The organism is Pseudomonas mandelii (assembly GCF_900106065.1).
Lineage (GTDB): Bacteria > Pseudomonadota > Gammaproteobacteria > Pseudomonadales > Pseudomonadaceae > Aquipseudomonas > Aquipseudomonas mandelii.
The window spans coordinates 6,587,813-6,600,671 of the sequence record NZ_LT629796.1 but is presented as its reverse complement, the minus strand read 5'-3'; the positions used below and the strand labels follow the sequence as shown (position 1 = coordinate 6,600,671).

Below are 12,859 nucleotides of genomic sequence, written 5' to 3'. Positions count from 1 at the left end.
TTCTGGTCCTTCGAACACCGAACTGATCAGAAGGTAAGCTCGACTGTTCGAATTGAAAACACAAGACGGCCAATGATCTATAATGCCTGCTTTTATTCGTAACCCGCCTTCTCCGAAGGGCAGCTAAGGGTTGTGGATTCAACCGGTCGCGACAGGCAGAAAACGGCCAGAAGCGGACGTCCAGCCCACCACTTTTCTTCAGGCAAAAGCTGCCGACAGGAAGGCAATCTTGAAAAGGATTTAAACTCGCCTGGCGATTTCCCAAACGTCAACATACGGAAATAGATTCGTGCAGATTCATATTATCTACACCCGAACAGTCATGTTGCTCTCCAAGCATCCTTACCAATCATGGAGAGAAATTCAAAATCAGTACCCTGACTACATGACTTCGCTCGGCCCTTGGGAAGAAGATACGGTCATCCAATACCTTGCAGATGAATACCCAGAGCTTTCCCCGCATCCGCAAGAGCAAGTCAATGCGTTCATAGCAGATACTCAAGAGGCAAGAGTGCTTACTTTTGCCGCGTAAATCGTCTTATCGACCATTCTCAGAAGCTCGCCCTCGACGTCCGCTTTGGGTCGATGACTGCCCTTCGCGACGGGCAGAAATCGGCCAAGAGCGGACTGCCTGCCCTATTGATAAATCTGAGAATTATCTGGCCGGCCTCGTAAATCAGGATCCCGCCAGCCCAGGCATTACTGCCCAATAGGGTCAAAACAAGGATCAATGGAGCAATATTCAGTCGGCGAGCGTGGCTGCTTCGATACATAGCGCACCCTCTGAGATTCATCAGGCAAACCAATCAAACCCATTGCCTGAGTGCCAAGCGCATAAGCGCTACGGTTCCGCGATGGTGAACCAGAAATCGAACTTGTCGAAATGGGTCAGCATGTCTTTAAATTTGTCCTTGTCGCCTTCGATTTTCACTTCGCCACTGTCCGATAAGTTGCCCAGTTTCAGTTTGCCCAAGGCGATGTCATCGAGGGTGGTCCGGTTAAGAGTGACCGTGCCGTCGGTCTTATCCAATGGCTTGCCTTTTTTGTAGTTCATGACGCCGTTTTTTACAGTCAATACGTACGTGGCGTTGGTGTCCGGGAAGTTGAGGTTGAACGTATAGGACTTCTCGCCGACTTTCGGGCCATTCAAGTGAATGGCAAGGAAGTCGAGAAACATTTCAGTGGTCATGCCGCGAATGATGTCAGGTGAACTGGTATTGGGCGTGACCATTTTCTTGACGCCCCCCCGCAGTTCTTGGGCGCCGGACAGATAGAAGTTACGCGCAGGCCCCGATTCAGCCTGGTAACCCATCTGTTCCAGGGCGTCAGCCTCGACAGAACGAGCAGCCTGGTTCTTCGGATCGGCGAACACTACCTTGTTGGCGACAGTCGCCGCCCAGCGGTAGTCGCCTTGGGCATAGGCTTCCTGAGCGGTTTTGACCATCTTGTCGGCACCCACCATTTCGACGTACTTCTTAGCCTCCTCGGTTGGTGGTAATGGATCGAAGTTGGCCGGGTTACCGTCCCAGAAGCCCAGGTAGAGTTGATAGGTCGCGCGCACGTTATGTTTGAGATTGCCGTAGTAGCCGCGGTTATAGAACTCTTTCGCCAGGCTGTCAGGCAGGACGAACGCCTCGGCGATCTCGTTCATGGTCATGCCCTGGTTGGCCATGCGCAGCGTCTGATCGTTAATGTACTTGTAGAGGTCGCGCTGTTTCTCCAGATGCTGCACAACGCGATCATTACCCCACTGCGGCCAATGGTGGCTACCGAACGACACCACGGCATCCGCCCCCCACAGATCAATGGTTTGCCCCAGGGCACTCGCCCACTTTTGCGCGCTGCGAACTTTTGCACCACGCAGGGTCAGAATGTTGTGCAAGGTGTGGTTGCCATCCTCGGCCAAGTCAATGGCTTTGAATTGCGGGAAGTAGAACAGCATTTCAGCCGGAGCTTCTGTGCCGGGCGCCATTTGGAACACCACCTCGATCCCGTCGACGGTGAGTGTTTCTCCGGTTTTCTCGATCAGTTTGTTCGGTTCGAGCAGGGTGATGGTGCCTGCTGCTGTGGTTATACCCAAGCCACCACTGACCGTCCCTTTGGGGTCTTTTGGCAACAGATTGCCGTACATGTAAGAAGCGCGACGGCTCATCGCGGTGCCGGCAAACACATTTTCACTGACCGCTTCTTCCATAAAGCCTTCAGGGGCGATCAGCGGCACTTTGCCGGACTTCACATCGGCGTCGTCGACCATCGCGCGCACGCCAGCGAAGTGGTCAACATGCGAGTGAGTAAATATCACGGCAGACACTGGTAGTTTTTCAACTTTGTCATTGACCAGCCCCAGCGCCGCTTTGGCTGTTTCCGCCGAAGTCAGTGGATCAATGACGATCCAGCCAGTCTTGCCACGGATGAAGGTGATGTTGGCCAGATCGATATTGCGTACCTGGTAGATGCCATCCACCACTTTGAACAACCCTCGAATCGTCAGCAACTGCGATTGCCGCCACAGACTCGGGTTGACGGTGGCCGGTGTCGGGCCTTCTTGCTTGAGAAAGTCGTACTGAGACAGGTCGATAACGGTATTGCCTGCATCGCCCTTGATCACAGGACTGGGTAAATCGGCAACGAAGCCGTGGTTCGCATCGTCGAAGTCTTGTTTATTGGCAAAGGGCAAATAGCTGAGCAAAGCATCGTTGGCTTTTCGAGTTGCATCGGTGGCGTCGTTAGGTGCGGCCTGCACCGCGCCGATTACCACGCAACTCGATAACACCGCGAGTACTATTTGTCTGGGAAGCAGAGCTAGCATGTCGTGTCTCCTCATGTTTGCAAGCACACTCCCGAAACAGCTTCTGACGTCGGGAATAATTTCGTACAAAGAAATGAAAAACGCAGGTCATAACAGGGTGGCTGCATGGCGCATTGGGGGCTGTGCGACGGTGCTCCACTGACTCGATACTCTAGCTCCGCACCCTGGTCCGCATTTATTGTGTTCACCCTTGGAGTATTACGACGCCAAGGCCTGCAGAGTTGAGATAAATCAAGCAGTCAGTGATCGTGTATGCGGTTAGTGAGGACGGGAGAACGCCCGTGGAATTGACAGGCAGCTTCTGGCCGAAAGCACACATCACTCACGCGTTCAAATCCGCGAAATCGAAAGGGCAGTGCCCAGCCCCCTAGCGTAGAATTCCCAAACCGCGCCCACCCCGAGACGGATCCTCAATGCAAACCCCAGCCCCTCAACATCCCCTCTGGAAAACCTACCTCCTTTTCCTCGCCCCCATGGTCCTCTCCAATTTCCTCCAATCCATGTCGGGCACCATCAACAGCATCTACATCGGCCAAATGCTCGGCACTCAGGCCCTGGCCGCCGTGTCGGGCATGTTCCCCATCGTCTTCTTCTTCATCGCCCTGGTCATTGGCCTCGGCGCAGGTGCTGGCGTGCTCATCGGCCAAGCCTGGGGCGCGCGCGAGCCGCACTTGGTGAAAACCATCGCCGGCACCACGTTGCTCCTGGGCGCAATGATCGGACTGGTAGTGGCGATTTTGGGCAGCGTCTTCGCACGGCCCGCCCTGCAAGGCCTCGGCACACCGGCCGACGTGATTGACGATGCGGTGTCTTACGCCCACGTGATGATGTGGATCATGCCGTCGCTGCTGGTCTACGTGCTGTTCACTCAGTTGCTGCGCGGGGTCAGCGATACGGTGTCGCCGTTGATTGCGTTGGTGGTGTCGACGTGTATCGGGTTGGCGCTGACGCCGGCGTTGATTCGGGGGTGGTTCGGGTTGCCGATGATGGGGATTCAGAGTGCAGCGTATGCGGGGCTGGCGGGGAATTTGTCGGCGATGGGCTGGTTGGCGTGGCGCTTGATTCGCAAGGGGCATCCGTTGGCGCCGGATCGGGAGATGTTTGCGGCGATGCGCCTGGACCTGGTGATTCTCGGCAAGGTGTTGCGCATCGGTTTGCCGACCGGGTTGCAGATGGTGGTGTTGTCGGTGTCGGAGTTGGTGATTCTGGCGCTGGTGAATCGGCACGGTTCACAGGCGACGGCGGCGTATGGGGCGGTGACGCAGATCGTCAATTACGTGCAGTTTCCGGCGTTGTCGATTGCGATCACCGCGTCGATCCTTGGCGCTCAGGCGATCGGGGCAGGGCGGCTTGAGCGCATGGGGCCGATTTTGCGCACGGGGCTGTTGATCAATGTGTGCCTGACCGGTGGTCTGGTCGTGTTGGGGTATTTGCTGTCGCACTGGTTGCTGGGGTTGTTTCTCACCGAGGATTCGACCCGGGCGATGGCGGAACATCTGTTGCACATCATGCTCTGGAGCCTGTTGGTGTTTGGCTTTCAGGCGATTGTCGGTGGCATCATGCGCGCCAGCGGTTCGGTGCTGGTGCCAATGGCGATTTCGATTTTCTGCGTGGTCGGCGTGCAGTTGCCGGTGGCGTATGTGCTGGACGGGCAGTTTGGGTTGCAGGGCGTGTGGATGGCCTTTCCCGTGGCGTACCTGGGCATGCTGGTGTTGCAGACGGCGTATTACAAAAAGGTCTGGAAGCATCAGGCGATCGAGCGGTTGGTGTAGCGCCGCGCCATAAAAAATGGGCTGCCGTGCAAACGGCGGCCCATTTTTTTGGATGGCGCGCGGTCGTTGCTTATTCCTCGATGACTTCCGGCGACACCACCCACACGCTGCACGGCATTTTGTACAACAGGTGTTCCACTGTGCTGCCGATCAGCCGCCCGATGCCGCGGTGGCCAACCCGGCCCATGACGATCACGTCGACGTTGTAGGCATCGGCATAACTGGACAGGACTTTGGCCGGGTTGCCCATCACCATGTGCCGCTGTTCCGGCGGAATGCCGTTGCGTTCGGCCAGCGCGTTGAAGGCTTCACCTTGGGCGTCGAACAGGGTTTTGGCCTTGGTCGAGGAGAAGAATTTGGTGGCGTCGCCGAAACCGAACTCATCGGCACCGATGGACGACAGGTCATAGGCGTACACCACGTCGACCTGGGCGTTGCAGGCCGTGCCCAGCTTCACCGCCTCATGCAGGATGCGGTCATTGAAGCCTTCGTATTGGCCATCGCGATGGAACGGGTCGACGGCCGCGACGATCCGGCGCGGCAAGGCGTGTTGCACGTTGCTGACAAAATGCAGGGGCACCGGGCATTCGCGCAGCAGGTGGATGTCCAGCGGCGTGAACATCATCCGTGAAAGCAGCGATTCGTGTTGCAGCGCCTTGATCACGAGGGTCATCGGCTGCTCTTTGAGGTGGATCAGGATTTCCTGCAACGGACGTTCGACCCAGACCACTTCCGTGGTGACGGTCACGCCGATCTTGCGCAAGGGCCGGGCCTGATCTTCCAGCCACTGGCGGTGGCGCTCGACGTACCCCAGGCGCATCTGCTCCAGAGCGTCGCGGTTGACCAGGCTGGCGGTGGCCAGGCCTTCCAGGAAATCGAACGCGACGATGTGCAGCGCCGCGTCTTGCGCCTTGGCCAGCGCGGCGGCCCGGTCGAACGCGGGGCTGTTTTCCATCAGGGGCGAGGCAATGAGCATGAAGCGTGCTTGTTCGGTCATGACAATTCTCCCTTGGGTCTTCACACAGACGCAGGCCTGAAGTGGCCGCGAGGGTTGGCTGGAGCGTTTACCTGAAGTCCATAGTGGCAATGGTGAGGATGGGCCGCTTGATCTTTGTCAAACCTGCGCGTGTCGGCGCGAGGGCGCCCGACGTTTGGTTGCCTGGGCCATACTCGGAGAGGTTGATCATGATCAACCTGGGCATGAACGGTTTGGCGCACGCTGGCGTCAACTGAATGCAGATCCCCCCGGCCTGGCCGGATTGAGAGTCCAATGAATGAAACCCTCGGCGGCATGACCGGCGCGGCGGCTGCGCTGGGGATCGGCATGCTCATCGGCCTTGAACGCGAACGGCACAAGGGGCGAGGGGACAGCCGTGCCTGTGCCGGTTTGCGCACGTTCGCGATTACCGCGTTGCTGGGGTATGGCGCGATGCAAGTGGGCGGCGGCTTGCTGTTGGGGATCATGGCCACCTGTGTGGCGTTGCTGGTCACGGTGGCGTACTGGCGCAGCCTGAGCGATGACCCGGGCGTGACCAGCGAAGTGGCCTTGTTCACGGTGTTGGTGCTGGGCGGGTTGTGCGTTACCGCGCCGGCGCTGGCCACGGCCATCGGTGTGGCGATGGCGGGGTTGCTGGCGTATCGGCAGAAATTGCATCACTTTGCGCGCAGTCAATTGACCGAGGCGGAAATGCGCGACGCGCTGGTGCTGCTGGTGGCGGTGCTGGTGGTATTGCCGTTGGCGCCGGACCGCTTCATCGGCCCCTATTCGGCAATCAACCTGCGAACCATTTGCGCCTTGACCGTGCTGCTGATGGCGATAGGCGCAGTGGGCCATATTGCCGTGCGAACGCTCGGCAGCCGTTACGGCTATGCGCTCAGTGCCATCGCCTCCGGGTTTGCCTCCAGCACTGTGACCATCGCCACGATGGGGCATCGGGTCAGCGCGGAGCCCGGCAACATCAAGATCCTCGGCGCGGCGGCGATTTTCTCCAACCTGGCCACCTTCACGCAGGTCGGCCTGATCCTGGGGGCGGTTGAACCCGATCTGCTGCGTCACGTGTGGGGACCGCTGTTGTGCGGGACCATCGCCACCGCGCTCTATGGCCTGGGTCTGATGTTTCACAAGCCGGTGGCCGGCCCCAGCCAGCCGATCAAGGTCGGTGGGGCCTTCAACCTCAAGCTGGCCGTGGTGGTCGCGCTGGCCATGACCGGTATTACCTTTCTGTCGTCGATGATGCTCAACTACTTCGGCGAGGTGGGGGTGATGCTGACGGCGGTCTTTACCGGGTTCGCCGATGCGCATGCCTCGACGGCCTCGATTGCGGCCCTGGCCAAGTCCGGGTTGTTGCCGTTTGATGTCATTGCCGCGCCTGTGCTGCTCGCGGTCAGCAGCAATTCCCTGAGCAAATGCGTCGTGGCCTGGGTCAGCGGCGGGCGCCGGTTCGCCGTGTATGTGGTGCCCGGCCAGGTGTTGCTGACACTGGCGATGTGGGCGGGCCTCTGGTTGCTCTGAGGCCCTGTTTGCGATCTAGTCATCGGGCGACAGTCGTTTGAAGCGGCAGGCGTTGCCACCGGCTCGCTTGGCCAGGTACATGGCCCCGTCAGCCTGTTCGAGCAGGTCTTCGACACTCGCGCCATTGGCAGGAAACAGGCTGATCCCGATGCTGATGGCCGTGTTGATGCGGTGCGCATCGATCATGAACGGCTCACCGATCGCGGCGATCAGCTTGTTGGCCAGGGCTTCAAGCTGGTCGACTTGTTCCATGCACGTGATCAGGATTGCGAACTCGTCGCCACTCAAGCGAGCGACCACGTCAGACCTGCGCACGGACTGGCCCAGGCGCTCGGCGACGGCCACCAGCAGCTTGTCGCCACAGGCGTGTCCCAACGTGTCGTTGACCGATTTGAAGTGGTCCAGGTCGATAAACATCAACGCCAGCGGCTGCTGGTGTTTGGTGGCGTGGTTGATCGCCTGATTGAGCAGGTTCAGAAACAGACTGCGGTTGGGCAATCCAGTCAGGGCGTCATGGAACGCCAGTTGCTGCATGTTGGCGCGTTCTTCATCCGTGACCTTGAAATTGTGCAGGATGGCGATGAAATGCGTCACCACGCCATGAGGGTCGAGCACGGGGGTGATGATCTGATTGACCGTGCAGCTGGCGCCGTCCTTGCGTCGCTCGACCATTTCGCCCTGCCAGGGCAGGCCCGCCAGAATCGTCAGCCACAGGTCACGGTAGAACGTGGAACTTTGTCGACCCGAAGACAGCAGGTGCGGGGTTTTCCCCACCAGCTCCGGCTTGGAATAGCCGCTCAAGCGACAGAACGCATTATTGATCCAGACGATGCACCCCGTGCGCTCGGTGATCAACACCGGGTTAGTCGCAGCGTCCCATGCTCTTGCCAACACCTGCTGGTCATAATCGATCATTGCCCCCTCCCATGTAGCCCTGGACGCATCAGGCCTTGATTCAGGCTAAGAGGAAGGGGCCGGGAATCTGTTGATCAAAATCAACTTTTACGGACGCAACGGGCATCAAAAACGCGCGTTATAGCTGATAAAGATCAAGTTGCCCGAAGCAGGAACGCTCACTCTGAATACCTGTTCATTCCATTGAAACGACCACGTGCCGAGGTGCCCCATGTCGCAGACTCAGCGTTTACTGTTAATCGCTCCCCAAAACATGACCCACACGCCGGCCTTCGCCCGTGCCGCCGCGTTGTCGCTGGCCATGCAGATGCCCTTGCACATCGTCGCCTTCGATTATTTGCAGGCCCTGGCGGTGGCGGGGTTGTTCGCCCCCGAACAGATCAGCCTGGCCCGTGACGGGTATTTGCAAACCCATCGGGAATGGCTCGCCGAGCAAGCCGCGCTGATGAGAAAGCACGGCGTCGAGGTCACCAGCGAGGTGGTCTGGGTGCAGCATCCGTATGAGGAGATCCTGCATTTCGTCAACGAGATGTCCTTGGCGTTGATCATCAAGGATGCGCAGGAAGAGTCAGCCTTGAAGCGCGTGTTTTTCACGCCGCTGGACTGGCAGTTGTTGCGCGATTGCCCGGTGCCGGTGCACTTGGTGACCAACGCCGTCAACCCTAAGCCGCACAACGTGCTGGCCATCATCGATGTGTTGCGCAGCGAGGACCAGGACCACGTGTTCAACGACCAGATCATCGACGCCGCAGCGAAGCTGGCCTCCGTGTGTGGTGCAACCCTAGAGCTGGTGCATGTGTATGACTGGACGGCCGTGTACGCCCAGGACATTGGCTTTGGCGCGCTGCCATTGGCCGTCGGGATTTATGAAACCCTGGGCAGCGCCCAGCACGAAGCGTTTGCGGCGATTGCCGAACGCCACGGGGTAGCGCCGCAAAATCGCCATTTCATCGAGGGCGCGCCGCTGACGAGCATTTGTGATTTTGCTGCTGAGCACCGCACCGATGTCATCGTGATGGGGACGGTGCAGCACAAGGGGCTGAACAAGCTGTTGGGGACCACGGCCGAGCAACTGTTGCATCGGGCGCCTTGCAGCGTATTGGCCATCAAGCCGGGCCGGGTTTTACAATCCTGAAGGCTGGATCGTCCCGCGATGAACCGTTGGCCTGAACATCGCGGGACGATTTTTTACAGGGCTAGACGGTGAATGACCTGACGCGTGTCATCGGGATCGTTGTGTGTTTCGAAACCCAGCGCTTTGGCCAGGTCACGCATCGGCGTGTTGCTGGCGGCGTCCACCGAATACATCTGGCGGAAACCGTTCTTGCGCGCGGCTTTGATCAAATGCTCCATCAACAAGGTGCCCAGGCCCAGGTGCATCCATTCATCGGCGACGGTCACGGCGCATTCACATTCATGTTCCCCCGTAGCGGCATAGCGGCTGACACCGATCTCGATCAGTTGGCCATTTTCGTGGACCAGCGCAATGAAAGCCGTGCGCTGTTTGTTATCGGTGTCCATCAGCTGGTCGAGCATCGCCGTGCCGGGTTCGTTGATTTGTGCGAGAAAGCGCATATGCCGGGACTCGGGCGACAGGCGCTTGATAAACGCGCGTTCACGTTCGCGGTCTTTTTCCGCCAGTGGCCGGATCAGCACATGACGCCCGTCCTTGAGCGCTTCGATCCAGTATTTGCCGGTGACGGCGGCATAGGCCGCAGCGGCTCGGTCATTGTGGTCTTTGACAGTCAGCATGGGGTATTCCTCCATCCGGTTTGAAAGGTGTGCGGCACGATGACGAGCCGTTCGGTGACTTCCTTTCTACGCCGTTGGCGACGCCTGAATCTGATCTGGATCAGAGAGTCGCGATGGCAGGCGTTGATTGGCTCATGTTTGATGTAAATCAAGCGGGAGGAGGGGGCGAGGAGCGCAGTCTTGGACACTTGCCGGCGTTTGATGACCGGTGTCGAGCCGAGGTGTGTGATGGGCCAATATCAACGTTTGTTGCTGATCGCCGACCAAACCCTGCATCAGTCCCCCGCCATGTTGAGGGCCGTCGCGCTGGCGAGGGCGAGCGGGGCCGAACTGGCGGTGCGGGCCTTTGTCGAGCCGGCGCCGGTGGTGCATGTGTGGGAAGACAAAATCGACGACGCACGCTATCAGGGCTATCTGCGCCGCTACCGTCGCTGGGCCGCCGATGAAGTCGAACGGCTCAACGAGATGGGGCTGGACGCAACGGTCGAGGTGGTGTTCACCACCCATCCGCTGCTGGACATTCTGCGAACGGTCGAAGACTTCAAGCCGGATCTGCTGATCAAGGATGTCACCTTCGAACCGTTGCTCAAACGGGTGTTCATCACACCGCTCGATTGTCACTTGCTGCGCGAGTGCTCGGTGCCCGTGCACTTGGTCAACCAGGCGCGTTACGGCTTGCCGCACCGGGTCGTGGCGGCGGTGGACCCGTTCGACCCGTCGACGCAAATCAATGGCTTGAATGACACGATCATCCAGACCGCGAACGCCCTGGCCCTGCAATGCGACGCTCCGCTGCACCTGCTTTACGCCTACGACTTGTCACCGGCGTTCAACGGCGATGCGCCGTTGGCCAGCGGTGGCTGGGACGTGGATTTAATCGAGGAACTGCGCCAATCCTTGCACCAGGCCTTTGTCGCCCTGGCGGATCGCTACGGTGTACCGCCAGAGCGGCGGCATTTCGTGATGGGCCTGCCCGTGCCGGTGATCAGTGAATTCGTCGAGCACTACCTGGCGGATGTGGTGGTGATGGGCACGGAGCACAGAGTGGGGATCGACCGGTTGATCGGCAGTAACACCGAGCGGGCGCTGTACTCGGTGCCGGGCAGCATTCTGGCCGTCAGGTCGAACGTCAGGGGGTGAGCACGATGGCACCCTTGAACTGCCCGGCCCGTAAACAGGCGAGCGCTTGGTTGGCGTCTTCCAGGGCAAAACGGGTGACGTCGCAATGCACTGGCGTGTGTTGCAGTTCTTCGAAAAACGCGGTGCCGTCTTCACGGGTCAGGTTGGCCACCGAACGCACGCTGCGTTCGCCCCACAGCAGCCGATAAGGGAACGCGGGGATGTCGCTCATGTGAATACCGGCGCAAATCACGCAGCCGCCCTTGGCAGTGACGGCCAGTGCCAGCGGCACCAGCGCACCGACGGGGGCGAAAATCAGGCTGGCATCGAGCAGGTGCGGCGGAGGCTGGTCCGAGGGACCGGCCCACTCGGCGCCCAGTGACCGGGCATAGGCCTGGCCTTCGCTGTCCTCAGGTCGAGTGAAGGCCGATACCCGTTGACCCCGGCCCCGCGCCACCTGAATCGCCAGATGCGCGGCGGCCCCGAAGCCATAAAGGCCCAGGTGCCGAGCGCCCTTGGCCATTTGCAACGCGCGAAAGCCGATCAGCCCGGCACACAGCAATGGCGCGGCCTGGAGGTCCGAGAGCACCTCGGGAATGGGGAAACAGAAACGCTGGTCGGCCACGGTGTACTCGGCATAACCGCCGTCCAGGTGACAACCGGTGAACTGCGCGTGGTCGCAAAGGTTTTCCCGGCCCGAAGTACAGAACGCGCATTCACCGCAGGTCCAGCCCAGCCACGGAACGCCGACCCGCCGGCCGATCCAGTCGGGCGCGACCTCGCTGCCCACCGCCGTGACTTCGCCGACGATTTCATGGCCGGGTACCCGTGGCAGCACGGCTTGCGGCAATTCACCGTCCACCAGGTGCAGGTCGGTGCGGCATACGCCGCAGGCGAGCACTTTAAGCAGCAATTGATGTGGGCCAGGTATCGGGATGGGACGTTCTTGCAATTGCAACGGTTGGCCGGGAATAGTCAGAACCATGGCGCGCATGACAAAGCTCCAGGCGGGCGAAATCAGCGAGGTTGGCGATGACAGCCGGCGATCATTTGCTTGAGCCCTTCCATGTCCAGGATCTTGACGTCGCGGCCGGCGATTTCCACCAGCCCCTGGTCCCGCAGGTGCGCAATGCCCCGGCAAATGGTTTCCAGGCGTAGCCCAAGATAGGAGCCGATTTCTTCGCGACGCATTTTCAGCACGAACTCCTTGGATGAATAGCCACGGATGCTGAACCGTTGGGACAGGTTCAGCAGAAAAGCCGCCAGGCGCTCATCAGAGTTCATGTTGCCCATCAACATCAGCATGCTGTGATCGCGCACGATTTCGCGGCTCAGCAGTCGGTTGAGGTTGTGCTGCAACGACGGCAGGGTTTGCGCCAGTTTTTCCAGCTGCGCAAAGTGAATGGGGCAGACTTCGCTGTCCTCCAGGGCAAACGCCGTGCAAGCGTGCGCATCGGCACTGATGGCATCCAGACCGAGCATTTCGCCGGGTATGTGAAACCCGGTGACTTGTTCACGGCCATCGACGGACACCACACAGGTCTTGAATGAACCGATACGCACTGCGTAAAGCGAACGCAGAGGGTCACCGGTGCGGTACAGCGCGGCGCCCTTTTTGACCTTGAAGCGTTGCACGATCAGCGTATCGAGCCGTTCGACCTCCTCTCCGGTCATGCCAATGGGAAGACACAACTCCAACACACTGCAGCTGGAACACGCAGACTTGAGGTGATGAACTTGCAGTGGACGAATTTCAGGCATGAGAGGAACGCCGTCTGGGAGTCGTTTAAGCATAGTTGGTGAGCCATCGGGGGGAGGGTTCATTCGAATGTTTGACGGGGTAATCGACGAACGGGGAAAACCGTCCCTTACGGTTTGATTTTCATGGCATTTCAACGCCCTTCAACTTGAGCGCCGACGGCAATACTTGATGTAAATCAAGTCTTGAGCGTTCCAGACTCCCAGAATTGGTCAAGGATT

General features: G+C 59.3%; 11 protein-coding genes. 5 read left to right on the top strand and 6 right to left on the bottom strand.

Annotation, left to right across the window (positions count from 1 at the left end; translation table 11 throughout):
- Window positions 1–289: 289 nt before the first annotated feature.
- Window positions 290–532, top strand: a complete 243-nt coding sequence (locus tag BLU63_RS30510; protein ID WP_083377039.1) for a hypothetical protein — start codon at window positions 290–292, stop codon at window positions 530–532.
- Window positions 533–841: 309 nt separating this feature from the next.
- On the opposite strand, the gene BLU63_RS30505 is transcribed toward BLU63_RS30510, so the two are convergent.
- Window positions 842–2,809 (bottom strand): alkyl/aryl-sulfatase, encoded by a 1,968-nt coding sequence (locus BLU63_RS30505; RefSeq protein ID WP_083377038.1) that lies wholly within the window; start codon window positions 2,807–2,809, stop codon window positions 842–844.
- Between the two features lie 413 nt (window positions 2,810–3,222).
- Here BLU63_RS30505 and BLU63_RS30500 point away from each other — a divergent pair, with 413 nt between their 5' ends.
- Window positions 3,223–4,581 carry an MATE family efflux transporter gene (locus tag BLU63_RS30500; RefSeq protein WP_042932146.1) on the top strand — a complete coding sequence of 453 codons (1,359 nt, stop codon included), beginning with the start codon at window positions 3,223–3,225 and terminating at the stop codon, window positions 4,579–4,581.
- A gap of 70 nt (window positions 4,582–4,651) precedes the next feature.
- Here the strand turns inward: BLU63_RS30500 and BLU63_RS30495 are convergent, their stop codons facing one another.
- On the bottom strand, window positions 4,652–5,578 hold the full coding sequence (locus BLU63_RS30495) for a universal stress protein (RefSeq protein ID WP_077749851.1): 927 nt from the start codon (window positions 5,576–5,578) through the stop codon (window positions 4,652–4,654).
- Between the two features lie 273 nt (window positions 5,579–5,851).
- Here BLU63_RS30495 and BLU63_RS30490 point away from each other — a divergent pair, with 273 nt between their 5' ends.
- Window positions 5,852–7,093 carry an MgtC/SapB family protein gene (locus BLU63_RS30490; protein ID WP_083377037.1) on the top strand — a complete coding sequence of 414 codons (1,242 nt, stop codon included), beginning with the start codon at window positions 5,852–5,854 and terminating at the stop codon, window positions 7,091–7,093.
- A gap of 15 nt (window positions 7,094–7,108) precedes the next feature.
- Here BLU63_RS30490 and BLU63_RS30485 read toward each other — a convergent pair whose 3' ends face one another.
- The gene (locus tag BLU63_RS30485; RefSeq protein WP_083377036.1) at window positions 7,109–8,008 is read right to left on the bottom strand and encodes a diguanylate cyclase domain-containing protein; all 900 of its coding nucleotides are present in this window, start codon (window positions 8,006–8,008) and stop codon (window positions 7,109–7,111) included.
- A gap of 211 nt (window positions 8,009–8,219) precedes the next feature.
- Between BLU63_RS30485 and BLU63_RS30480 the strand changes: the two genes are divergently transcribed.
- Window positions 8,220–9,143: a universal stress protein gene (locus BLU63_RS30480; RefSeq protein WP_083377035.1), complete on the top strand. Its 924-nt coding sequence runs from the start codon at window positions 8,220–8,222 to the stop codon at window positions 9,141–9,143.
- A 53-nt stretch (window positions 9,144–9,196) separates the two neighbouring features.
- Here the strand turns inward: BLU63_RS30480 and BLU63_RS30475 are convergent, their stop codons facing one another.
- A complete protein-coding gene (locus BLU63_RS30475) occupies window positions 9,197–9,760 on the bottom strand; it encodes a GNAT family N-acetyltransferase (protein ID WP_077749854.1) in 564 nt (187 codons plus the stop codon).
- A gap of 228 nt (window positions 9,761–9,988) precedes the next feature.
- Between BLU63_RS30475 and BLU63_RS30470 the strand changes: the two genes are divergently transcribed.
- A complete protein-coding gene (locus BLU63_RS30470; protein ID WP_010459308.1) occupies window positions 9,989–10,900 on the top strand; it encodes a universal stress protein in 912 nt (303 codons plus the stop codon).
- On the opposite strand, the gene BLU63_RS30465 is transcribed toward BLU63_RS30470, so the two are convergent.
- Together BLU63_RS30465 and fnr are read right to left on the bottom strand one after the other, a co-directional pair.
- Complete coding sequence (locus tag BLU63_RS30465) at window positions 10,890–11,873, bottom strand: zinc-dependent alcohol dehydrogenase family protein (RefSeq protein WP_083377034.1); 984 nt, start codon at window positions 11,871–11,873, stop codon at window positions 10,890–10,892. The genes BLU63_RS30470 and BLU63_RS30465 overlap by 11 nt on opposite strands.
- 23 nt (window positions 11,874–11,896) lie before the next feature.
- Entirely contained in the window at window positions 11,897–12,640 is a 744-nt protein-coding gene (gene fnr / locus BLU63_RS30460) for a fumarate/nitrate reduction transcriptional regulator Fnr (protein WP_083377033.1), read from the bottom strand.
- Window positions 12,641–12,859: the final 219 nt, after the last annotated feature.